Annotated in this window: 24 protein-coding genes and 4 pseudogenes; 10 read left to right on the forward strand and 18 right to left on the reverse strand. The window is 41.2% G+C overall.

The annotated features are described in order from the left end of the window. Nucleotides 1-480: 480 nt before the first annotated feature. The 3 genes from glnG to BTN49_RS12155 all read right to left on the reverse strand — a co-directional run bounded on the left by glnG (nucleotide 481) and on the right by BTN49_RS12155 (nucleotide 3,636). A complete protein-coding gene (gene glnG / locus BTN49_RS12145; protein WP_097357389.1) occupies nucleotides 481-1,887 on the reverse strand; it encodes a nitrogen regulation protein NR(I) in 1,407 nt (468 codons plus the stop codon). Further along, nucleotides 1,880-2,944, reverse strand: a complete 1,065-nt coding sequence (gene glnL / locus BTN49_RS12150; RefSeq protein WP_190319232.1) for a nitrogen regulation protein NR(II) — start codon at nucleotides 2,942-2,944, stop codon at nucleotides 1,880-1,882. The genes glnG and glnL overlap by 8 nt, the downstream gene beginning before the upstream one ends. Nucleotides 2,945-3,441: 497 nt before the next feature. Continuing rightward, complete coding sequence (locus BTN49_RS12155; protein WP_146679480.1) at nucleotides 3,442-3,636, reverse strand: hypothetical protein; 195 nt, start codon at nucleotides 3,634-3,636, stop codon at nucleotides 3,442-3,444. A 304-nt stretch (nucleotides 3,637-3,940) separates the two neighbouring features. Between BTN49_RS12155 and BTN49_RS12160 the strand changes: the two genes are divergently transcribed. After that, complete coding sequence (locus BTN49_RS12160) at nucleotides 3,941-4,372, forward strand: transposase (protein WP_097357391.1); 432 nt, start codon at nucleotides 3,941-3,943, stop codon at nucleotides 4,370-4,372. Between the two features lie 44 nt (nucleotides 4,373-4,416). On the opposite strand, the pseudogene BTN49_RS21490 reads toward BTN49_RS12160, so the two are convergent. The 3 genes and pseudogenes from BTN49_RS21490 to BTN49_RS12170 all read right to left on the reverse strand — a co-directional run bounded on the left by BTN49_RS21490 (nucleotide 4,417) and on the right by BTN49_RS12170 (nucleotide 5,954). Then, nucleotides 4,417-4,878, reverse strand: a pseudogene (locus BTN49_RS21490) (transposase). A 246-nt stretch (nucleotides 4,879-5,124) separates the two neighbouring features. Beyond that, a pseudogene (locus BTN49_RS22785) lies at nucleotides 5,125-5,283 on the reverse strand (IS256 family transposase); the annotation flags it as partial. A gap of 482 nt (nucleotides 5,284-5,765) precedes the next feature. Then, nucleotides 5,766-5,954 carry a hypothetical protein gene (locus BTN49_RS12170; RefSeq protein WP_146679481.1) on the reverse strand — a complete coding sequence of 63 codons (189 nt, stop codon included), beginning with the start codon at nucleotides 5,952-5,954 and terminating at the stop codon, nucleotides 5,766-5,768. 183 nt (nucleotides 5,955-6,137) lie between these two features. Here BTN49_RS12170 and BTN49_RS12180 point away from each other — a divergent pair. The 9 genes and pseudogenes from BTN49_RS12180 to BTN49_RS12220 all read left to right on the forward strand — a co-directional run. After that, a pseudogene (locus tag BTN49_RS12180) lies at nucleotides 6,138-6,401 on the forward strand (transposase); the annotation flags it as partial. 69 nt (nucleotides 6,402-6,470) lie between these two features. After that, nucleotides 6,471-7,991, forward strand: a complete 1,521-nt coding sequence (rmuC, locus tag BTN49_RS12185; RefSeq protein ID WP_097357396.1) for a DNA recombination protein RmuC — start codon at nucleotides 6,471-6,473, stop codon at nucleotides 7,989-7,991. A gap of 119 nt (nucleotides 7,992-8,110) precedes the next feature. Then, a complete protein-coding gene (ubiE, locus tag BTN49_RS12190) occupies nucleotides 8,111-8,878 on the forward strand; it encodes a bifunctional demethylmenaquinone methyltransferase/2-methoxy-6-polyprenyl-1,4-benzoquinol methylase UbiE (protein ID WP_097357397.1) in 768 nt (255 codons plus the stop codon). 9 nt (nucleotides 8,879-8,887) lie between these two features. Continuing rightward, nucleotides 8,888-9,529 (forward strand): ubiquinone biosynthesis accessory factor UbiJ, encoded by a 642-nt coding sequence (locus BTN49_RS12195; RefSeq protein ID WP_097357398.1) that lies wholly within the window; start codon nucleotides 8,888-8,890, stop codon nucleotides 9,527-9,529. Next, nucleotides 9,526-11,166 (forward strand): ubiquinone biosynthesis regulatory protein kinase UbiB, encoded by a 1,641-nt coding sequence (ubiB, locus tag BTN49_RS12200; RefSeq protein WP_097357399.1) that lies wholly within the window; start codon nucleotides 9,526-9,528, stop codon nucleotides 11,164-11,166. The genes BTN49_RS12195 and ubiB overlap by 4 nt, the downstream gene beginning before the upstream one ends. Before the next feature lie 113 nt (nucleotides 11,167-11,279). Continuing rightward, nucleotides 11,280-11,501 (forward strand): twin-arginine translocase TatA/TatE family subunit, encoded by a 222-nt coding sequence (tatA, locus tag BTN49_RS12205; protein ID WP_097357400.1) that lies wholly within the window; start codon nucleotides 11,280-11,282, stop codon nucleotides 11,499-11,501. Between the two features lie 12 nt (nucleotides 11,502-11,513). Then, the gene (tatB, locus tag BTN49_RS12210) at nucleotides 11,514-11,882 is read left to right on the forward strand and encodes a Sec-independent protein translocase protein TatB (protein ID WP_097357401.1); all 369 of its coding nucleotides are present in this window, start codon (nucleotides 11,514-11,516) and stop codon (nucleotides 11,880-11,882) included. 38 nt (nucleotides 11,883-11,920) lie between these two features. Then, the gene (tatC, locus tag BTN49_RS12215) at nucleotides 11,921-12,661 is read left to right on the forward strand and encodes a twin-arginine translocase subunit TatC (RefSeq protein WP_097357402.1); all 741 of its coding nucleotides are present in this window, start codon (nucleotides 11,921-11,923) and stop codon (nucleotides 12,659-12,661) included. 239 nt (nucleotides 12,662-12,900) lie between these two features. Beyond that, a pseudogene (locus BTN49_RS12220) lies at nucleotides 12,901-13,702 on the forward strand (IS982 family transposase). Nucleotides 13,703-13,943: 241 nt separating this feature from the next. Here BTN49_RS12220 and cysQ read toward each other — a convergent pair. The 12 genes from cysQ to gspE all read right to left on the reverse strand — a co-directional run bounded on the left by cysQ (nucleotide 13,944) and on the right by gspE (nucleotide 23,682). After that, nucleotides 13,944-14,759, reverse strand: coding sequence for a 3'(2'),5'-bisphosphate nucleotidase CysQ (gene cysQ, locus BTN49_RS12225; RefSeq protein WP_097357403.1), 816 nt, complete (start codon nucleotides 14,757-14,759; stop codon nucleotides 13,944-13,946). Nucleotides 14,760-14,833: 74 nt separating this feature from the next. After that, nucleotides 14,834-15,388 (reverse strand): ADP compounds hydrolase NudE, encoded by a 555-nt coding sequence (nudE, locus tag BTN49_RS12230; protein WP_097357404.1) that lies wholly within the window; start codon nucleotides 15,386-15,388, stop codon nucleotides 14,834-14,836. Between the two features lie 23 nt (nucleotides 15,389-15,411). Beyond that, entirely contained in the window at nucleotides 15,412-16,032 is a 621-nt protein-coding gene (locus BTN49_RS12235) for a type II secretion system protein N (RefSeq protein WP_223823703.1), read from the reverse strand. Nucleotides 16,033-16,165: 133 nt separating this feature from the next. After that, the gene (locus tag BTN49_RS12240) at nucleotides 16,166-16,639 is read right to left on the reverse strand and encodes a type II secretion system protein M (RefSeq protein ID WP_223823702.1); all 474 of its coding nucleotides are present in this window, start codon (nucleotides 16,637-16,639) and stop codon (nucleotides 16,166-16,168) included. Between the two features lie 15 nt (nucleotides 16,640-16,654). After that, nucleotides 16,655-17,812 (reverse strand): type II secretion system protein GspL, encoded by a 1,158-nt coding sequence (gspL, locus tag BTN49_RS12245; RefSeq protein ID WP_241896519.1) that lies wholly within the window; start codon nucleotides 17,810-17,812, stop codon nucleotides 16,655-16,657. Between the two features lie 16 nt (nucleotides 17,813-17,828). Beyond that, nucleotides 17,829-18,839, reverse strand: a complete 1,011-nt coding sequence (gene gspK, locus BTN49_RS12250; protein WP_097357408.1) for a type II secretion system minor pseudopilin GspK — start codon at nucleotides 18,837-18,839, stop codon at nucleotides 17,829-17,831. 12 nt (nucleotides 18,840-18,851) lie between these two features. Next, nucleotides 18,852-19,553, reverse strand: coding sequence for a type II secretion system minor pseudopilin GspJ (gene gspJ, locus BTN49_RS12255; protein WP_097357409.1), 702 nt, complete (start codon nucleotides 19,551-19,553; stop codon nucleotides 18,852-18,854). Then, complete coding sequence (gene gspI / locus BTN49_RS12260) at nucleotides 19,537-19,899, reverse strand: type II secretion system minor pseudopilin GspI (protein WP_097357410.1); 363 nt, start codon at nucleotides 19,897-19,899, stop codon at nucleotides 19,537-19,539. Before gspI ends, gspJ begins: the two co-directional genes overlap by 17 nt. Continuing rightward, nucleotides 19,896-20,420: a GspH/FimT family pseudopilin gene (locus BTN49_RS12265; protein WP_223824028.1), complete on the reverse strand. Its 525-nt coding sequence runs from the start codon at nucleotides 20,418-20,420 to the stop codon at nucleotides 19,896-19,898. The genes gspI and BTN49_RS12265 overlap by 4 nt, the downstream gene beginning before the upstream one ends. Nucleotides 20,421-20,456: 36 nt before the next feature. Next, nucleotides 20,457-20,894 carry a type II secretion system major pseudopilin GspG gene (gene gspG, locus BTN49_RS12270; RefSeq protein WP_097357412.1) on the reverse strand — a complete coding sequence of 146 codons (438 nt, stop codon included), beginning with the start codon at nucleotides 20,892-20,894 and terminating at the stop codon, nucleotides 20,457-20,459. Between the two features lie 47 nt (nucleotides 20,895-20,941). Continuing rightward, nucleotides 20,942-22,162 carry a type II secretion system inner membrane protein GspF gene (gene gspF, locus BTN49_RS12275; RefSeq protein ID WP_097357413.1) on the reverse strand — a complete coding sequence of 407 codons (1,221 nt, stop codon included), beginning with the start codon at nucleotides 22,160-22,162 and terminating at the stop codon, nucleotides 20,942-20,944. Further along, a complete protein-coding gene (gene gspE / locus BTN49_RS12280; protein ID WP_097357414.1) occupies nucleotides 22,162-23,682 on the reverse strand; it encodes a type II secretion system ATPase GspE in 1,521 nt (506 codons plus the stop codon). The genes gspF and gspE overlap by 1 nt, the downstream gene beginning before the upstream one ends. Nucleotides 23,683-23,688: the final 6 nt, after the last annotated feature.

Here is a 23,688-nt window from a genome sequence, read left to right on the forward strand (position 1 = left end):
AAAAACGTGAGGAATATCGTTCAGATCAAAAGATTCGTTTTCTTCGTTCCACTCTTCAACCTGACGATCAAGACGCTTTAAAACTTCGCAATCTTGTTCTCGCTGCCAGTCGTTGCGAGCTACCAGAGTTTCAAATTCAGCAATAGAGATAGTTTTCATGGTTAAATCCTTGTCTTCTCAGAGTCGTCGCTGAGTTCGGCTGTGGATGTCTCCACGTTCTTAATACAAGTGTATTTGGTTTATGATATCAATCATTAAATCCGATTTTAACCAATTAATACATCCTGTGAAAATCAATCACTAAATCCGCATACCCGTCCTTTTTATCTTGTAAATGTGAGGTTAATTAGGTACTTAGAATACGAATAGAACTATCAAGATGACCGTAGAAGTCGTGAATGATTAAAGAAGGTTGGAATAGGAGCTGAATATTTCCAACTAATTCTTGCATTTATAGTGTTTTACATAAAAAATTAGCTTCTAAAGCATTCGAAGTTCTTTGAGTTTTCGCGTTAGGGTATTTCTCCCCCACCCTAATAGTTTCGCCGCTTTTTGTTTGTGCCCGCGGGTATGTTTAAGTGCTTCACGTAACAAAATGCGTTCAAACTCGGGTAATGCTTCTCTAAATAGGTTATTGCTACCTTTGTCAAGTGAATGTTCTGCCCACTTAGACAGTACATATTGCCAGCTGTCTCCGTCAATTTTATTCGATTCCCCTGTGGATGCTAGTAACTCTGGTGGACAATCTTCTGGTAGAACTTCCTTACCGCTTACCATCACGGTCAACCAGAGGCAGATATTTTTTAACTGGCGAACGTTACCGGGCCAAGCTAGGGTAGAAAGCACGTCCAGTGTCATTGGGTGAAGTGATTTGACCTCGATATTGAGGTCATTAGACGCCTGCATGAGAAAACATTTGGCTAACTGATCGATATCCTGACGGCGTTCTCGTAAAGGTGGTAAATTAATTCTAATTACGTTTAAACGATGAAAGAGGTCTTCCCGAAAATAGCCTTCAACCACTAGGTTCTCGAGGTTTTTGTGAGTGGCTGCTATAATACGTACATTGACGTTAATCGCCAATTGACCGCCGACGCGATAGAATTGGCTGTCGGCTAACACACGAAGTAAACGGGTTTGAATGTCGAGTGGCATATCACCAATCTCATCTAAAAACAATGTGCCTCCATTGGCTTGTTCAAAGCGCCCTTGACGAAGGTTATTGGCACCCGTGAAAGCCCCTTTTTCATGACCAAATAGTTCAGACTCAATCAAGTCTTTTGGTATTGCTGCCATGTTTATAGCGATAAAGGCATTGTTGCAACTTGGACTATGTCGATGCAACGCCTGTGCGACTAATTCCTTGCCAGTGCCGGACTCACCATTAATTAGAACCGAAATTGATGAACGTGACAATCGACCAATGGCACGAAAGACTGCTTGCATCGCGGGTGCTTCACCAATGATCTCTGGCACTGCTGCTAACACTTCTTGTGGTGGCCTTTGACATTTTTGTTCTTGACTGTGAGAAAGTGCCCGTTCAATTAACAGTAAGGCTTCGTCAACATCAAATGGTTTTGGTAGGTACTCGAAGGCACCTTTTTTGTAGGTGTTGACTGCCGCGTTGAGATCGGAATGTGCAGTCATTATGATCACGGGTAGTGTCGGGTATTCCTGTTGTAATCGGTTGAGCAATGTTAAACCATCTGTACCAGGCATTCTGATATCAGAGATCAGAACATCTGGAACTTCTTGATGTAGCCCTTCTAACACATTGTCAGCACCAGAAAATGTTTCACAAGCCAACCCTGCTAAATGGAGTGTGCGTTCTAATACCCACCGAATTGAGCGGTCATCATCGACTACCCAGATCAACCCTCTACTCATGATTTCCTCCTACGCATTGAATGGGTAATAAAATGGTAAAGGTGGTATTTCCGGGTTGGCTATTGACGTAAATTTTTCCTTTGTGCTGCTCAATCAAGTTACGTGTAATGGAAAGACCTAAACCTGTCCCTCCTAATCGTCCAGATATCATGGGATAAAACAGAGTATCTTGAAGCTCGGTAGCGATTCCTGGTCCATTATCGGAAATATCGATACGAGCGGTAAGTCGATGACGTTGCCCGTTGATTATCACCTGATGTTTAGTGCGAGTCCGAAGTGTAATTTTTGCATTTTTGGTGTCTTGCAGGATTTGCGCAGCATTATTTATAACGTTGAGCATAGCTTGCTCCATCTGCTCTGGATTTATCTCGATATTAGGTAAGCTTGGGTCGTAATCACGCACTACATTGATACATTGAGATTCCAACGTTACCAAGAGTCTGACTTTTTCGAGTATTACATGAATGTTCTCCTGTTGGAGTCGACCTGGTTTTTGCGGTTCTAATAAACGATCGACAAGCTTTCTCAGGCGATCCGCCTGTTCGATGATGATGCGTGTATATTCTTTGAGGCTTGGATCCGGTAACATTTTTTCGAGTAATTGTGCTGCGCCACGTAACCCGCCAAGAGGGTTCTTAATTTCATGAGCTAGCCTTCGAACCAACTCGCGTGCAGCATGTTGTTGTTCTTTCTGTGACAATTCGTTACTGATGCGTTGCTGGTGGCTGATAGTTCTAATTTCTAGCAATATGGACGTACAATGCTCATATATTAGACGGCTGGCACTGAGTTCAACTTTTCGTTGACGACCATTGATCTCAAGGGTAACATCACTGTCTGTCAGACCTTGACCATTTTTGATAGTTTCTTTAACCACAAATAAATCGATAGAACTCTGCTTTACTAATTTAGTAAAAGAATGTCCACGTAAACGCCGTAAACTTTGGCAAAATAACTGTTCTGCGGCTGGGTTGGCGTAGGTCACAAGAAGATCATTATCAAGCACTAACACTGCTGTGATTAAATTATCAATTACAGTTTTAGGTAGGGCGTACACATCAGTTTCCTATGTATCTGCAACTTGTTGGTGAAACCTAGTTTACTCGATAGTGCTTGGTCGTGTAGTGTTGAATATCATCTTTTCGTCTGCTTTATTATTAGACGGAGCTTTTCATTAAATCATCCAGTCTAAAATGACATACATTGATGGAGTTGTGGCTATTATCTTCCTGCATTATGTAATAACAACATCTTAAATAGCGTGGTTACCTTAGGCTCAGGTAACATTAGTTTAGTAGGTATCTAGAATTGCTTTGCTTAAGAGGTTTCTATCTCGGCGAGTGCATAAGTAAGTGAACTCTTCTCAACAAAAAAGTCAGTGTCGTCTTTAATATTGATATCAACCCTTAATAGGGTTGTTATTAACCTCGATCTGTAATAAGTGCATATCTTTTAAACTTAGAGTTTAATAGTTTGGTTTTGGGTTGAAATGTATAAACAATAAGGCCTGCAAGTGGGTGGCACATAAATATTTTTTACCATCCTCAAATAATATCATCGCACAGGTACTTTGTAGTCATCGATAATTAGGTACAGTTTACGCCAGATATGCCGTTTATCCTTACCGTGTTTACGTGTTTTCCATTCAGTTTCGCCGTATACTTTTAGGCCTTTGATATCAATAACGACGTGGGGGAGCGCTTCCAGACTTGACAAATGGTACTTAACTTTTACGTTCTTCAAACGCATTACCAATGCAGGTGTATGTAGGGGATTTAAACGAAATATTCATCAATGTAAAAACCTAATTAAGAAGGCCTTCTAATCCACAAATTGGGAGCTTAACAATACTTTTCATCATCAGTACCATTTTAATCGCGGTATCCAAAAAATCACTGAACCACGGTTTACTAATGCTTAATTATATTGTTGCCAGTTGCTGATCTTGGCCTTCCCCTTTCTCATCATCACCTCCCGCTTAACTACACTCCATGATTATCTGATCGTAGAAATTACGATTAATTCAGATATTTGGGAAATAACGCCTGTTAAAATGAGAAATAGACCTTCTCGCCTCTCAGTTAGCGAAGTCATGACGATAGTGATAGCTTTCCGTCAGGCAAGGTCGACAGGGATTACCTGCATTGATTCGTCCAAGCTACAGGTTTGTCACAACCTACGCATTCTCAAACGTCAGGTTTTTAAAGGTACCTCGAAGCGAGGAAAAGGAATAATGAGGTGGCTCTACGGCTTCAAATTACACTTTATTATCAATAATAAAGGTGGCATTATTCCAGTCAAAGTGATGACGGCTAACGTGGATTATAGGAAACCTATATCGGAAAGGGCTGACGAGCTTTGGAGGTGTTTCTACGAACTAAGGTTAAATCTGGTGTACAGCCTCCAGAGAAGTATTTTGATGATTGACGTTTATTTCACGAATACCATCTCTGAATTTCATGCCTGTGATGATATCCGAGAGTAATTTAAAGCCTCGTAGGATACGCTAGTTAACCTCAGCGATTTGCATCAACAGGCCATTGCCAGTGTCGTTTTTTGGCTTCCACAATTCTTGGTTTTGTTCATTTTTCGTCTCACGGTTGCAAGCATTGATTCAATGGGGTTTGTCGTTCGAATATAAATCCAGTGCTCGGTGTGGAAATAGTAAAATGCCAGCATTTCCACTTTGTCTTTGGTCAGCCACTCCGCTGCTTTGGGATATTTAGCACCATATTTGGTTTCGAACTATACGAAGGCTTTATGTACCTCTTGTTGTGTCTCCTACATCCAGATATCGTGAAGCATTTCTTCTATTCTTGATTGAACAGATTTTAGGACTTTGTTTAATACATTGACTGTTTTGTGTATCCAGCAGTGCTGATGATGCGTCGTTGGCCAATGCTTTATCACTGCATTCCAAAAATCGAAAGCGCCATCACCCATAGCAAGTTCAGGAGCGATACTGATACCGTGGTACGATAACTGTGACAGAACTTCAAACCAACTGACCTATAACTTCCTGTACCCATCGACAACGGCTAGCACTTCCTTGCAGCCGGCATCATCGATACCGATGACAACAAGCAGGCAAAGCTTGTCATCCATCTGAATTTTGCAGTAAATACCATCGGCAAAAATGTAGACATACCGCCATTTACTTTGATCGAGTTTATGCCACTGGTAGTATTATTCTTCTCACAGCTGCTTAAGTCCAGAAACACTGTTTGCTGACAATCACTTGGCTTGCTTACCTAAGAGAGATTCCAGATCTAGCTGCATATCGCCCGTGGAGATCCCCTACTGATAAAGCCAAGGGATAAGCTCTTCTATGTTTTTGGTTCGCTTGAGATATGGCAGAACCAGTGTGCTGTTGAACTTGATCCCGCTCCCTGCTCTTTTACCTAAGAATTTCCTCCCAGAAACTATATGTGGTAGAGCTTAAGCATGTCCATTTCTCTGATACATTTAGCAAGATTGAACACGAACAAAGACGCTATCGTCATCCAACTTTTTTAAGTTGCCTATGCGACAGTGAAGCGTCGAGGATATTTCTGTAATGTTGATTGTTAAAGACCTAGATGAATTTACGAAGAAAAAACATATTATCTATGTATAATCTAATTCATTAAATATCAACAAGTTAAATTAATTATGAGAAACATGGTTTTAATAGGTTAAACCAAGAAATGGTGGTTGCTCTACCTAGCCCTTAGCTAGCAAAACACTCGGTTTAGGGTTTTTATTTTATATTGATAAAAACTTATTAAGAGATATATCTACTTATTTAAAAAAGGAGACATGATAGATATCATGAGAGATAAAATAGACTTGTTTTCAAATGCAAGTCATTTCAAATCCAACACAGATGAACCTAAGACCTACATTGTTTTATCTCGAACCTTTGGGACTTTGACGGTAATGTCGCCGAATCCAGTTTGTAGATGCCGCTCAGGCAAATGGCCCTTGTGAACCACTCCCTGCTTTCCGTTAGTTTGAAGTGATGTGATGTGATGTGATGTGACATTATTGAGCAAGGATTGAATCTCGGCTTCTATAGCTTGAGCCAACAACTACTGTTCGCCTTATTCCAGCAGTTCATTAAGCAGGTTTTCTAGTTTATGCAGCTCGGTAACGTTATGACTATTATCCATGCGGTGTATTCCTTGTTGGTTGTTTATCTGGCAAGATCAATCAACAGGTTACAGCGTATTATTTCAGATCCATACACCAGAAATCACTATAGATCGTGTTTATACGGAGATAAAGGTTATATCGCTGGTCCATTGAAACGGGAACTTACAGACAAGAGTGTGTGACTAATAACGGGTGTGAAAAAGAATATGAAACCCAAAGTGATAAAACTTTGGGACCGTCTAATGTTCCAAAAACGATTTATTATTAAAACCGTTTTTGACCAACTAAAAAACATATCTCAAATCGAGCATTCTCGGCACCTAAGTGGGGTAAACTTTATGGTCAACCTGATTGCTGGACTCATTGCTTGCACGTTCTAACCAAAAAGCTCAGCATTCAATTATTAAGCTCAAGAAAATACACTTATACAGATATTAAGGGTGATTAGAATGCAGATTGAATACTTACTCTCTGATGAAATGATATGGATAGCTGTAGGTGCGGGAGCTGCTGTGACTATATTGCCCTGCGTTGCTTTTCAGCATTTAGCTCAACGAAGCCTACGTAAATTTATGATGCAGCAACGTGACGCAGATGAAAAGATGAATCTGATGGCGAGACAACACCTTCAGTTGGAGTTACGGGGGCTGCAAAATCAACTCGATGATATGATTTATGAGCGTGACTGCTTGAATAAGGAGCTGTGTTGTCAATACGGAAAGCTTACCGCTGCTGAGGAGAAATTGTGTCAAATGGAAAAACTTCACAGTGAGAAATTATGTTTAAAAGAACTAGTCGACAGCTTGCGTGACCGTAACGTAGCCTTAGAATTGGCAAGGCTTGAGCAAAAAACACGGACAGAAGAACAATTAGAAGCGTCAGATGCAAAAATTCAATTGTTGGAAAAGGCAGAAGAACATCTTCGTGTTCAGTTCGAGAAACTTGCCCATAAAGTATTTGACCATAAAATCCAATCTGTCGATGAACAAAATCGTCATAGCCTAGAAGCGCTTCTTAACCCACTAAAAAATCAATTAGAAGGGTTTCATAAGCAGGTAACGGATAGTTTTGGTGAACAAGCCAAAGAGCGTCATACCCTCGTCCACGAAATTCAAAATCTACATAAACTCAATGAAGACATGACCCGTGAAACGATGAACCTAACCCAAGCCCTAAAAGGGGATAATAAGCAGCAGGGTAACTGGGGTGAGGTTGTACTGGCTCGTGTATTGGAGGAATCCGGATTGCGAGAAGGCTATGAATATGACACACAGGTAAGTTTGGAAGATGAACATGGAAAGCGCTACCAACCTGACGTGATTGTCCGTCTACCTAGAGGAAGAAATGTTGTTATCGATGCAAAAATGGCATTGGTTGCGTATGCGCATTACTACCATGCTAAGAAGGTAGCTGATCGAGAGAATGCGCTTCGAGAGCATGTTGCTTCTATTCGTGGCCACATCCGTAGCCTTGGTAGTAAAGATTATCATCAGTTACATGGAATTCAAAGTCTCGACTATGTACTAATGTTCATTCCTATCGAACCTGCATTTCAAATTGCACTTGAATCTGAATCGGCACTTATTCGTGAGGCACTCGATCATAACATCATGTTGGTGAGTCCAACGACCTTACTAGTGGCACTGAGAACTATAAACAACCTGTGGCGGTATGAACATCAAAATAAAAATGCTCGCTTAATCGCTGATAAGGCAGCGAAGTTGTATGACAAAATTCGTCTGTTTGTTGTAGATATTGAGGTATTGGGAGGTGCGCTGGAGAAAGCAGCTGATAGCTATCAAGGGGCATTGAATAAGTTATCTACAGGGCGTGGAAATATTTTGCGACAGGTTGAAGCATTTAAATCCTTGGGCGTTGAAGTAAAACGTGATATTAGTCCAAAAACACTTAAAAAGCATGCCTTGGATGAGGATGAAGATACGTCTGAATTGTCGGTTTCCCTAGATTGAGTCAGATATTTTGTCAATAGCATGAAGCTCTGTGATCTTGCACTGAGTATAAAATATGCTATGCAGCGAGAATATCTGATATATCTTTGTCCTAGTTTTGTATTACTCAGGGGAGTACTATGACAAATCTTACGAAAAAGGTAGACCAAGATACCGCGCATTTTGGCTTTCAAACAGTAGCTAAAGAAGACAAAGTCAGCATGGTTGCTAATGTTTTCCACAATGTAGCGGAAAAATACGACATAATGAATGACGTAATGTCTCTGGGTATTCACCGAATCTGGAAGCGCTTCGCCATTGATTGCAGTGGCGTACGTCGCGGATATCATGTTCTAGACTTAGCTGGAGGTACGGGTGATCTGACGGCAAAGTTCTCCCGAATCGTTGGCGACAAAGGCCAGGTGGTGCTGGCGGATATCAATAACTCAATGTTGAAGGTGGGACGAGACAAGCTGCGTGATCTTGGTATGATCGGCAACGTGATCTATGTGCAGGCAAACGCGGAGAAATTACCATTCCCAGATAACTACTTCGATTGCATCACTATCGGTTTCGGTCTGCGTAACGTAACAGATAAAGACAAAGCGCTTTGTTCCATGTATAGAACACTCAAGCTAGGTGGTCGTTTGCTAATATTGGAATTTTCTAAGCCGATTATTCAGCCTTTGTTGAAAATATACGATGCTTATTTATTTTACCTACTACCAAAAATAGGTGAAATCATTGCTAATGACGGGGCAAGCTACCGCTATTTGGCAGAATCTATTCGGATGCACCCAGATCAGGAAACTCTGAAGGACATGATGGAAGAGGCTGGTTTTGAACAAGTCAAATACTTCAATTTGACAGGTGGCATTGTTGCGCTACACCGCGGCTATAAATTCTAAGGTTTATCTATGTCTCTTGATCTGTTTGTAACTGCTGTTGTAGAAACTATCATCAATAGGCTGATCTGCCAAGACAGTGAAAGTCAACGTTCTTTGTCAAAATTGAAAGGAAAAGTGTTACGCGTGATACTGACAGATATTAATAAGCAGTTGATATTTTTTTTTAATCATAAGATCGATGTACTACCTTCGTATGAAGGTAATGCAGATTGTGAATTGGTTCTCGCTATTTCGGTTGTCTTAGAGGTGAAAGAGAAAACCAATTTAACCCAACTTATTAAGAAAGAGAAACTGCAGTTATCTGGTGATATTGGAGTTGCTCAGCATTTCTCCTATCTACTTGATGGTTTTAATCTTGATATTGAAGAATGGTTATCTCACTATACTGGTGATGTAGTAGCACATACTGTGCTGCGTACGGCACAGAAAGGTATGATATTTCTAAAACAAATGGGAGCACGTCAGCAACAATATGCTGCCGAACTATTAGTGGAAGAATGGCGTTTAGCATTGGGTATGTTCGAGGTTGCTTACTTTACAGATCAAGTTCAAGATCTGCAACGTCAAACATGTCGGGTAAGAGCTCAGCTTGATGTAGTTGAAGAAAAACTTGTATATCCTGCATTATCCCCTTTGATGGAGGATACATGACACTGAGTGAAATTTGTCGTCTTTATCAAATTACTAAAGTTTATCTCAACTACGGACTCGATGAGCTTTTGCCAAAGCAACCATTAACCCGTATTCCCTATTTTATGCGGAAAATGATATTTTGGTTGAAAAATAGACATGATGATAAGGTACTCGGTGAACGGTTAAGGTTAGCATTACAATCACTAGGTCCTGTGTGGATTAAATTTGGCCAGATGATGTCTACTCGACGCGATTTGTTTCCATCAGAAATTTCTGATCAGCTAGCGATGCTGCAAGATCAAGTTGAACCCTTTGATGGCAAGTTAGCCAGAACTCAAATGGAGAGTGCTCTTGGTGGAGCGCTTGAAACTTGGTTCGATAACTTTGATGAAAAACCACTAGCATCTGCATCTATCGCACAGATACACACAGCGACGCTAAAAGAAAATGGCCGTGAAGTGGTGCTAAAAGTTATTCGCCCCGATATTCTACCCTTAATCCAAGCGGATATTAATCTGATGTACCGGATGGCAAAAATAGTCACACGCTTCTTCCCAAGAGCTCGTTGCTTTAAACCTGTTGAGGTTGTTAGAGAATATGAAAAAAACTTATTTGCCGAACTCGATCTGATGCGTGAAGCAGCCAATACTATCCAGCTTCGGCGCAATTTTAAAAATGATCATATTCTCTATATTCCGGAAGTGTTCAGTGATTATTGTCGTACCAATTTTATGGTATCCGAGCGTATCTACGGTATTCAAGTGTCTGATCTTGTTGCTCTAGTGGCTAATGGTACGAATATGAAATTACTGGCAGAACGCGGTGTACAGGTGTTCTTCACCCAAGTGTTCCGTGACAACTTCTTCCATGCAGACATGCACCCAGGCAATGTTTTTGTCTCCTATGATCATCCAAATAATCCACAATGGATTGGACTGGACTGTAGCATTATTGGTACACTCAATCGGGAAGATAAGCGTTATTTAGCGGAAAATTTCTTGGCGTTTTTTAATCGAGATTATAGGAAAGTTGCTGAATTGCATGTTAATTCTGGTTGGGTGCTACATAACACTAATGTTGATGAGTTTGAATTCGCTATTCGTATTGTTTGTGAGCCTATTTTTGGGAAGTCGTTGAGTGAAATTTCTTTTGGTCACGTGCTCTTAAATTTATTCAACACCGCACGTGATTTTAACATGGAAGTGCAACCACAGTTAGTGCTACTGCAGAAAACTTTGTTGTACGTGGAAGGCCTTGGACGGCAACTTTATCCACAGCTCGATTTGTGGAACACTGCCAAACCTTTCCTTGAAGATTGGATGTCTCATCAGCTCGAGCCGAAAGCGCTTTTTAATGTGATAAAAGACAATGCCCCTTTTTGGGCAGAAAAATTACCAGAATTACCCGCGCTTGTTTACGATAGTTTAAAACAAGGGCGCCAGATGAACCATCGTATAGATGCTATGTACACAAAATTTATAGTCGCGCGTAAGCAGCATAACTGTGCCAACTTTTTTCTTGGTGTGGGAGCAACACTTCTTGTTACCTCAGCCATACTGTATAGCAATCAGGTGAAATTTCTTCCTCATATTTCTGGAGCAACGGCACTTGGTAGTTGGTTATTTGCATGGTGTACTTTGAATAAAGGAGGTTAAGTACTCAGTCAATTTAAGGTAGATTGGGGTATGGTATATAGAAAAATGTTGTAATACTGAGCGAGTCGGATCTTATTAATTTTTAAGTAATATAATTCATAGGTAACCACAACATGGGTGGTATTAGTATTGGGCAATTACTAATCGTTGCAGTGATCGTTATGCTGTTGTTTGGTACCAAGAAGCTACGTAACATCGGCAGTGATTTAGGAAAAATAATCAAAGACTTTAAAAGAACCATGTCTGATGAGGAGAAAAAATATAGTGCTTTCTGCCAGAATAAACTGGAAAAGAAGAAAAGCGTTACGGGAAAGAACAAAGCGAAAAACAAATAATAGGTTTACTTCGTGTTTGATATCGGTTTTTGGGAGCTTATTTTAATAGCGGCTGTTGGTCTGATAGTTTTTGGTCCACAGCAGTTTCTGGTTGTTATTCGAAATGTGTTTCATTATATTAATGCGGTACGTCGTATGGCTTGTTCTGTGTGTTATGAGTTTCGAGAAGAACTCACAAATCAAGAACAGCAAGACTGCTTAAAGAAAGCCGAGCAGATGGGAATGAAAAATCTATCACGGGATCTACAACAGTCGATTGATGAGTTAAAACAAATGACACAAGACGTGCGGCGTCCTTATAGAAGAAATGGTGTAGATGACAACACTGTCCACATCGAAGTTGACAATGTCTTAGAATCTACTAAAGATAAAACTGAATAGTAGAGCTCGGGGAGGCTCAAGTATTTTATTGATAACATATGCCATCTGTTAAAAATACCCAACCACTCATTAACCATCTAGCTGAAGTGAGAGACCGTCTTCTACGTGTTCTGGTGGCCATATTCTTTGTATTCATCTGTTTGGTCTATTTCTCCAACGATATTTATACTTTTATTGCGGCGCCTTTGGTTGCCAGATTACCGGAGGGCACTAGCATGATTGCAACAGATGTGGCCTCACCCTTTTTTACGCCAATCAAGTTAACGTTAGTAATTTCTGTACTCATCGTAGTACCCGTGGTTCTATACCAATTATGGGCTTTTATTGCACCTGGTTTGTATAAGCACGAAAAACGTCTGGTGATACCGTTATTGATATCGAGTTCACTGTTGTTTTATTTTGGCGTGTCATTTGCCTATTTTGTGGTGTTTCCGTTAGTATTTTATTTTTTTACGTCCATCGCCCCGGTGGATGTAAAAATTGCCACAGATATTGCGAGTTATCTAGACTTTATATTATCATTATTTATGGCCTTTGGTATTGCGTTTGAAATTCCAGTTTGTATCATCTTATTGGTGTGGCGGGGACTAGTTACACCAGATGATCTCAAAATCAAACGTCCTTATATCGTTGTTGTAGCATTTGTGGTTGGCATGCTGCTAACACCGCCAGACCTTTTTTCACAAATGCTATTGGCCATTCCAATGTGTTTGTTGTTTGAAGTGGGTTTGTTTTTCTCTCGCTTTTATAAACCGTGTGAAAAGTATGATCAGAAATGATTTACGCTCTTCGTAATAGAGCCAAGGTTACACCTATAGCTAGATCAAAATAAATTGGCATAATCTACATTATAATAAAACAGCTCATCAATGGAACAACGCTCTTTCCTTCTTATAAACTTCACCTCTGCCCATTTATGTTCTATTGGTTAACCTGAACTGCGCATAAGAAATAAACTAAATGCCAAAATCGCGATCTGACCGTTTAAAAGAACTATCTACTGCACAATGACTTGGGCATGAATAATTTAGATGCTGTTTTCATCGATGTCGACGACTTCTGCCAGACTTTCCTCCCTCCATGGAAAAAACATCTAATTTCTTCCGGTATCAAACAAAGAAATAAGCCTCTTTGCCTCTCCGTTAGCGAAGTGATGACGATAGCGATAGCTTTCCATCAATTGATGGTATCGAAACTTCAAAACCTATCACATCCACTTTGTTTATCACTCCCTCACCGTCAGGAATTGCCTTTGTTGATTCGTCCAAGCTACAGGTTTGTCACAACCTACTCATTCTCAGATATCAGGTTTTTAAAGGTACCGCGAAGCGAGGAAAAGGAATGATGGGGTGGTTCTACGGTTTCAAATTACACCTTATTATCAATAACCAAGGTAGTATTATCTCAGTCACAGTGACGACGGATAACGTGGATGATAGAAAACCTATATCGGAAATGGTTAACGAGATTTGGGGGTGTTTATACGGAAATAAAGGTTATATCTCTGGTCCATTGGAGCGGGAACTGGCAGACAAGAGAGTAGACACTGATAACGGGTGTAAAAAGAATATAAAACCCAAAGTGATGAAACGTTGGGATCGCCGGATACTCCGGAAACGATTTATTATCGAAACCGTTTCTAACCAACTAAAAAACATATCCCGAATTGGGAATTTTCGACACCGAAGTGAAGAAAACTTTATTATCCACCTGATTGAGGACTCATTGCTTATACGTTCCAACAAAAAAACCATCTTCAAAATTACTTGGTTTTAACAAGCCATACTTATACAGATCTGAGGTTAATCAAGAGCAACTAGTGGAGATTTAGATTTCATCTCTTCAGGGATACAGTCTCTATCATATTGATAAAGAACATAGTATATAAAGAAACACGGTAAGGTATTTTTTATAAACTTAAGTGTCTACATCTACCTATCTTATGCGCAACTCAGGTTAATTAGAAACACAATAATAGAATGTAATTTTAGTGGATTAAAACATGGTTTACGGGGTACTTAGTTTCATTTTAACGTAAGAGAGGTGTAAACTGTTGTGTAATTATCCATCAAAACGAACGATTTCACGCCATGGTAAACCTGTATCCCCTAGCACAATAAAGTTGGGATTTACTAAGGAATCGCGCTCGTTATAGGAAAGGGGTGATAAGGTCATGTCGAGAATACGACCACCAGATTCTTCAACAATGCACTGTGTCGCCGCCGTATCCCATTCACCCGTTGGCCCTAAGCGGAGATAACAATCAACTCCTCCTTCAGCTACCAAGCAAGATTTTAAGGAGGCTGAGCCAAGCAACACCAGATCGTAGCTTCTACTTGACGTTAAACGACCGGTAATGATACTAACGTCTTGCCATCTACTTATCGCTATCGACAACGATCTAACATCGTTGCAGTGCTTAAGCACTGACAAACGTATTCTTTTACCATCTGGCATCACCTTCCATGCACCGTGACCTCTGATCGCATAGTAAAAAATTTTCAATACCGGTCTATAAACGACACCCATTACTGGTTGATTCTTTTCCATCAAAGCGATGATGGTAGCAAAGTCCCCGCTGCCTGCAATAAATTCCTGCGTACCATCAAGGGGATCTACCAACCAATACCGATGCCATCTTTCACGTTCTTTAAGTGGGATACTCGCATCTTCTTCTGACAACACCGGAATATCAGGCGTCAACACGGTGAGCTTTTCCGTCACTAATTTATGCGCAGCAAGATCCGCGCTAGTTACAGGTGTATTATCGCTCTTAATTCTTTGTTTAAAATCACTACACTGATAAATATTCAGAATCACTTGTCCTGACTCCCTTGCAATCTCGATCACTGGTTGCAATAGCTTCGACAGTTCCATGTAATCCTCCTATTAAACACTTACATTACGCCTTTATTCAATGTAATTAGTCATCGACATCATGTTTAAAACGTTTACTGGTTGGCAAGTTGTTTCAGTGCTAATAGTAATGCCGTAATACTGCGGACTTCTACAAAATCAATATGTGACAGTAACGTTTCAGCTTGGCTAACTGGCCAATGAACTAACTCCAATGGCTCAGGTTCATCGCCATCTAGCTTTTCTGGATATAATTCCTGCGCCAAAAACAGAGTCATTTTGCTAGAAAAATACGATGGTGCCAGTACGACCTTTTTAAGAGTCATTAACCTGTTGGATCCAAAGCCGATTTCTTCTTTTAATTCTCGATTTGCCGCATCTAATTCTGTCTCACCTGAATCGATTAAGCCTTTTGGAAAACCTAGTTCATAACGTTCTGTCCCAGCAGCATATTCTCGAACCAGCAGCAAATCACCATTTTTAGTGACAGGAACCATCAAGACAGCGTGTTGATTACTGGGTTTCATTCGCTCATAAGTTCGCTCAACCCCATTACTGAAACGAAGATCCAGCGATTCAATCTGAAATAAGCGCGACTGAGCGATAAGCTTAGCGTTAAAGATCTTTGGGGCGTTATGTTTTTGCGTCATTTGCCTCTCCTGACAAAAGGGAGTTACCCGCTGAAACTTAGTCGATAACGACCTTCATTATCTGGCTTGCCTAACCAACCCAACTGATCTTTAATGCCTTCAGGCAAAGCCTCACCATTAATGAACCAACCATTTACTTCGTAACGTTGATTTGGATCCAGCGACACGTTAAATTCACTTCGCAGTGCATCAGACTCACTACGACCATTCAACACTAGGCTACCTGTATCACATGAGAGTATTACTATCACATGACCAGGATTAACCATACCCAGTTGTGAAACAACATTGCCCCGTGACCATGTTAGATAACCCTTTAATGTATCGCAAAATGGCTCATTAAGCTGATACTCTTGTACAGTTAAATCAAACTGACCCGACAAACTAACTGGCACTGGATACGGGATAAAAGATTGAACAAGAGTAGCTGGTGCTGAAAGAAGAAAATTATTGGCGTATATACCTTTTACGCCATAACCAAGATTACCGTGTGCTGACAACCCCAGAATGCCGGACAGATGAGTTTCTACTTCGACGTTACCTGTAAACAAAGACCACAGATTAAACTGCCAGTTGAGTATTCCCAATGGCGTACCTTGCCAACGCAATGCTTGAGCACTCCCTTTCCACACTGTCCCTAACACTTCTTGAAAATATAATTTAGGTGTCGCCGGTAAATATCGTAAGGCAAAGGAAGCTGGGATATGTGTTACTACACTGACAAAGGTCACGAAGAAGAAAAGGACACCGATAATAAGTTTTCCTTCAATCTTAATTTTAATAGCCTCCTAACTGAAGACGTTTTACGTCTACTACACCTTCGGTATCAGTTTTACCTAGGTCGATAAATTTCACCTGAACTCCATGAGTTACCTCCAAAAAATCTAACCAACTCAATAGGGTATTAAACGGCATTGGTTTCAACCATACCTGTAATTCTTCTTGTTGTGGTTGCAACCTGACAATTTCAAGGTTATAGCGCTTTACACTGGTCGTGACAGCCTGATTCAAGGGTAGTGAGCTAAGTTGTCTACGGTTACCAGCAGTCGCGCGTAGCCCTTCAATTTCTGCTGCCTTTTCACTTACCCATGTTAGGAGAATCTTTTCATTGGATAACCACTGTTTTGCGAGTTTTACACGCTCGCATAATGGATGGATACCCCCCCAATAGAGTCCACCAAGCAACAGTACAGACAAAACTCCCCTTAACAAACATTTTTCTCGACGGGACAATCTTTGAAAATAAGCCAATATTAATTTAATTTGTTAAGACCTCTTCAGCACAAACGCACCTGTCACACTTTGCTGATTTCGACTTAATTGACCACGTTCAGTCTCGTATTTACTTGAGAGAACTTCTCGTAGTTTTTCGAAATCACCAAACTCTTTTCCGCGGGCGTTAAATCGGAACTCACCCCGCTTTTGATCATAGCGCATGGAATCAAGCTCGATACCAGATACACTTTTCAATAATGGACCTAGCTCTGCAAGCCAAACCATCACACCAGTTTGCTGATTCTCCCCAGACAAACGACTGACTTCGTTATTCATCAAGAGACGAAAATAACTGGCAGTGGGAATATGTTGGTTATTGGGTAGTACTGTGCGCAACCGTGCTTCACTTTCTTCGCGATACTGCCGTGCTTGGGTTTCCATCTGATATAGGTTTGTTACTTCTTCTGCGACCTGCACACATAGTAAGACACTGGCAACGATGGCTACGCCACGCCACAGTTTAAGATGTTTATATATTTGACTTTGTGGTTTATATTTTCCTGTCAGCAACGTATATCGATGTTGCATAGCACCTTGAGCCAACAGTAGCAGCACCTGTTCTGTGGGTTCACAACGCCAACTCATGGGAGCAGAAACAGGCAACGTAGAATAACTTACCACAGGGAAATCAACATGTTTGTAATTACACTCACTATTCACTCCTCGTAACCATATCAGCAACCACCTATCTTCTGCCGCACCTCCTTGCATTTCCCCAAATCGGAGTAACCAACGCTTGCTTAGTGATACTGCGCTATACGCATCGTCACGATGTGGTAGACACAAGCAATCAGGGATTAGGCGTTTAATTGATATACCTGCATCAGACAATAGATCCAACCAACGTTGCATAATACACCGATCGATCACGGCAACATGTGCAAGTGTTTCTGTTTTTCCCAGCAAAGCAACATGTACTTGATCCACATCTTGAGCCAGATTATCCTCAAGCAGATAAGGTAATATCGTTTCCAACTGACGCTCACTGCCGGAAGGGAGCACGACTGAGATCAACATCAATGAAGCACTGTCTGCTAATACCATGACTTCACGGTCTTTGGCATATTTAGCCAGCTGCACCACACTATTAGCTTCACCCGATGCAATCACATTTTGCTGATTTGGTGACCACACCAGCCACGGTATCATGGCCTTCGGATCACTATTAAACCTGATTGTCAGGATTTCGCTCACTCATTCCTCCAAAGCGTCGACGGGTCACTGTGACCGTGCCATTTTTATTTCTTTTCAAAAGTACACGCATTCTCAACGTAGTGCTGTCAATGGTGATTTTTGTGTCTAACTCAAAGTAAACGCTTTGAACCTCAAAAAAAGGTAGCACACGTTTTTTTTCTTGTTTCTCTATATGTATCAGTGCAGGTTCCGTCATAAAACTAGCTATATTTTTCCAACCATCTATTGTGTTCCTCCCACTGATAAGTTGCTTGGCTTGATCGTCACTCAAATTTGGGTAGAACATTGCCGTCAGCAACGGTGTGTCTTTTTTAAGCAACGAATTAACATTAAGCACTAACTTGCTGTTAGGTAAGGCACACAAGAACGGACTGACTTTTTCGAACATCTCTTGTGAAACACCATTCACAGCACGCCACTCAGAGATGTCTGCCATAAAACCATTAGGGATAACATGTGCTAATGGTCGAACTTCATATTTGCTATCTTCAACACCAAGACGTGATTGTACAGTCGTATCTATATCAATATATTCCCACGTCGATGCTGCAGCAGTTTCCGCCTCAAAGCTGTCAATATCCTGTGACTCTATCAATTGCTGCAACACAACCACCAAAAACGGATTGGTGCCATTTGTTGTCGGTTTAATATCTCTCAGGCTATTAACATTAAAACAAGCCTGTCGATCAAATACACTACTAGTCGCCTGTCCTCTATCAATGGGGTATATTTGATAACGCAATGATAAAAACTGACTCAATGTCACGTGATCCTCGTTGTTTATGCTTTTCCCTATACCATATCGTACCAATGATTCCACGGATTGAGCATACCAATATGCTTGCTGGTATCTAAGTTGGGATTCCACACGGTTTAGATTGGCAAACATCCGGCTAGCCATACGAACCGCAACGGTGGTCATTAATGCCATGATTAGCAATACAATCAGTAACGCCACACCTTGCTGAGATTTTCGTATCATCGCATATTCATTTTATGAACCAAGTATTTGGCTTGGCAGAAGATAGATACGCGTGAGTTTCCCATAACGTTCAGTTTCCAGCGTCACACGGATAGCCTTTGGGATCATCGAAGGTTTCTTCCAGTTTTTTTTCCAGCTATTATCATCCATAACTTCAAACGATAAGTCAGTCACGCCTTCCATCAATTTTATTACCGCTGGTTCCGTTGCTAGGCTGTCATCTGGGTACATCCAGCGCATACGATCAAGTGTCTTGTCCTTCAATCTATACCCCACTTTCACCACTTCACTACGTGGAAAAAGCTGTTGTGGATTTATCCAACCACCTCGTACGAAACGGATCCCATCCCCGTGGGAATCCAACACATTGTCACCCATTTCGAGCAAATATATTTCTGCTTCATTCCCGCCATTCCGATATTGTCTGGCCAGTAATTGGCGGAAATCACTATCCATAATCACCAAGGTTCGCTGTAAGATCTTAAGCGCATTACCCACTTCTTCAGTTTGCTGATTGGCTGTGATGACATTACGAAGAACTTGGTTAGCTAACATGCTCAAACTAGCAAAAATTGCTAGTGCCAATATCACCTCAATCAATGTAAATCCGAGTGAATCTCGCCAACGAAGATTCTGTGCCGTTTTAACGTGGTAGGATCGTTTATCCTTCCAACAGCCTTTAGTTTGCCAAGAGTGGTTATCTTGCCGAAACATAGGTTCTCACTGACAGTATGGAACTCCGCTTTTTTTCATTTTGCCAGATGATGATATCAACAGCCTCTAACGCGCTGTTAATAGTCACTGTCGGTTGAATCGTCCAATACCAAGTGCGCCCTGCTAATTCTGATTTACCACTTTTCTCTGACGATAGTACTGTTTTCTCTAACACAAATAAGGAAAGCTGATTATCTGCCACTATGGAAGCAAATGTCTTCTCTTCTAATACACCCAATGTCCTCACATGCTGTCCAGTTGCATTGAGCACAGCCATTGTAGCGACGGCAAAGATAGTCATCGTCACCAATACTTCAATCAGGGTAAAACCGCTAGTTATCCTCATTCTTTGTTCTCATTTAAGGCATTTATTTCAAAAATTGCCACCTCATTACCGTTTACCCGCCATAAACGCTTTTTATTTGCTATAAAGGTCAGGGTAAACGGAATGATTTCACCATTGCCCATCAGTGCCACTTGAGGTGGCTTTCGTTTATTATCTTCCACAATAAACATGTTATAATTAAACAAACTTTCTCGCTCAAACAATCGATTCTCTTCAGCAAGGAAGCTTGTTACCTCCAATTCTAATCGAATACCTTCTGGCATCGACACAGCATAAGCATACCTACCTTCTGTTACTGGTTGCCAATTTTCAGGGGTAAGCTTGTTTAACGTGTAATGGTTATTCTCAACGCGCAGACCGAATGTTTGTCCAGTTAACAGTGCTTGTTCTGTCCACAACTGTATGAGTTGATAGAAACGTTGGGCTTCTTTTTTGGCCTCATCACTTTGGCTTTGCCAGAAATTAGGCACAACAACTACTGCAGTAACTGCCAATAAAAGCAGTACCAATAAAATTTCCATCAATGTAAACCCAGTTGGGTGTGTGCTTTTCAATGACTATTTAATATCCAGTAGGTTCCAATTACCGATGTCTTGATTCACACCTTCACCGCCTTCTTGGTTATCCGCACCCAACGTAAAAATATCCGTTGTTCCGTGCTCACCAGGTTTCAGGTATTTGTAATTATTTCCCCAAGGGTCTTGTGGTAAACGCTTAATGTAACCACCTTCTGGATAACTGCGTGGCTCTGGTGCGCTAATCGGCCTTTTAACCAAAGACTCTAAACCTTGTTCAGTAGATGGATAGATATTGCTGTCCAGTTTGTACATGTCGAGAGATTGTTCAAGCGTACTTATATCTGTGATAGCTTTTTGCTGATCAGCCTTGTCTTTATTTCCCAGCAAGTTAGGCACGATCAAACTTGCCAACACACCTAAAATGACGATCACCACCATGATTTCAAGTAGGGTGAAACCCTGTTGACGACGTTCCATATTATATTTCTCCTAAACAAGTGCTGCAGTACAGCTTCTCTGTTGGTTTAAATACCAATAATATTGTTAAGCTGAATTATGGGCATTAAGGTTGCCACAACGATAAAAAGAACTATACCAGCCATACAAACAATCAATAATGGGCCAAAAACACTAAGCGCAATATTGACCTGAGATTCGAAATCTCGATCTTGATTATCAGCCGCACGTAACAACATTTGTTCCAACTCACCACTGCGTTCACCACTGGCGATCATGTAGAGCATCATGGGAGGAAACAACTTAGATTTTTCAAGCGATACACGAAGGCTTTCCCCTTCACGAACTCGATTTGATGCCTCTAACACTTTTTCCTTCACCCAAGTATTGCTCATCACGTCGACAGCTACTTTCATGCTATCTAATAACGGAATAGCACTCGACGTACAAATAGAAAGGGTACGAGCGAAACGTGAGGTGTTTAAATCTCGTGCCACACGACCAATCACAGGCATGTTTAACACGTTACGATCCCACTGCAATTTACGTTTGTTATTCCTGAGCATGACATTAGTTATTACAAGCAACCCTACAGTGGACAATAATACTAGCCAGCCCCACTTTATGATAAAGTTACTCACGCTCAATAGTACATTGGTGATACTTGGTAGCTCTGAGCTTGTGCGCAAAAACTGGCCAACGATATCCGGGACTACGGTCGAAAGTAGAAAAGCAACGATCAAGATTGCAGCCACAGTCAATACGATTGGATACACCATGGCTTGGATAAGCTTGTTTTTCACCTGTTGACGCTTTTCTACATAGTCCGCCAACCGTTCTAATACCAGACCCAAGTGTCCTGATTGTTCTCCCGCTGCCACCATGGCACGGAATAACTGATCAAAGACATGCGGATAATTTCCGAGACTCTCAGACAGAGTATAGCCTTCAACAACACGAGCTCTCACCGCCGTGAGCATATTTTTCAGCCGTTGCTTTTCAGATTGTTCTGCAACAGCTTTGATGCACTCTTCCAAAGGCATCGCCGCTTGTACCAAAGTTGCCACCTGACGCGTGAATAATGCCAATTCATTGGTACTGATTCCACGCTGAAAACTTATAAATTGTGATCGGTGTTGACGCTCTTTCTCACTAGTTGGAACTACCTCAACAGGTATCAGTGTTTCCTCGCGGAGCATATGACGTACTTGACGCGCCGTATCAGCTTCAATCACGCCTTTAACGGTACGACCTTTGGCATTTAGTGCTTTATATTCAAACGCGGTCATTATCCCTCTCTCGTCACACGCAGGACTTCTTCAAGTGTCGTAATCCCTTTACGGACTTTACCTAAACCATCTGCACGAATACTTACCGTATTCTGACGAACGTAACGCTCAATTTCTTGCTCGCCTGCCTCATTGTGGATAAAGTCTTGCACTTGCGTATCGACCAACAGCAGTTCGTGAATACCGACACGACCACGGTAACCTTTCTGGTTACACTGGTGGCAGCCCCTAGCACGAAAAAGTATTAACGGCTCATCCTCTACCATACCAAACCACGATTTACTTTGTATGTCTGCCTCATAACCCTCCTTGCACTCGTGGCAAAGAATACGAACCAAACGTTGTGCAAGCACACCTAGTAAGGATGATGAAATAAGAAAAGGTTCAATTCCCATATCACGTAATCGAATTACAGCACCGACGGCGGTATTAGTATGTAAAGTAGATAATACTAGGTGGCCCGTTAGTGATGCTTGTACGGCAATTTGAGCTGTTTCAAGATCACGAATTTCACCAACCATCACCACATCCGGATCTTGTCGTAATATGGCACGAAGACCACGTGAGAACGTCATATCAACCTTTGTGTTAACTTGTGTTTGACCAATCCCATGAATATCAAATTCAATTGGGTCTTCTACGGTGAGAATATTTCGCTCGGGGCTGTTCAGTTCTGTCAGCCCCGCATACAAGGTGGTCGACTTACCTGAACCTGTTGGACCCGTTACCAATAAAATACCGTGCGGACGTTTTATCAGAACTTGGAAAGTTTCATACACTGTATTTGTCATACCTAAACTGCCCAAATCCAGAGGAGTCACATTTTTATCCAGCAGACGCAGGACTACACGCTCACCGTGAGATGACGGCATAGTTGATACACGTACATCTACCGCACGTCCACCGATGCGCAATGAAATACGACCATCTTGAGGCACACGTTTCTCTGCTATATCAAGACGTGCCATTACCTTGATACGTGACACTAGCAAAGGTGCTAATTTTCGATTAGGATTCAAGATTTCACGCAAAACACCATCGATACGGAAACGAATCGACAAGGTATTTTCGAAGGTTTCAATATGAATATCTGAGGCTATTTCTTTGATAGCTTCACCCAACATCGCATTGATCAGCTTGATAATTGGCGCATGGACTTCGGATTCTAATAAGTCTTCACTTTGTGGTAGTTTTTCTACCAAAGCAAAAAAGTCGTCGTTAGCTCCGATATCTTCCATTAATTGCTGAGCTTCAGACGAGCCACGTTGATATAACTGAGTAAGTTTTGGTTCGAACTCTTCCCCGCCTAAATGGATAGGTGTGAAAGCATGCCCCATAACCCGACGGACTTCCGTCAACACGGAAGGTTTAGGTTGACCGAGGTAATACAACACCCACTCACCGTTGATATATTCAGCCACAACACCATATCGTTTAGCAAAACTAAAGGGTAATCTAGTTACTGTTATTGGTGTAACTTGCGTGTACTCGGTGTTTGTTACTGCTGAAGACTCATTCATAACACG

It is taken from the genome of Candidatus Enterovibrio escicola, from assembly GCF_002464935.1.
GTDB classification, from domain to species: domain Bacteria; phylum Pseudomonadota; class Gammaproteobacteria; order Enterobacterales; family Vibrionaceae; genus Enterovibrio; species Enterovibrio escicola.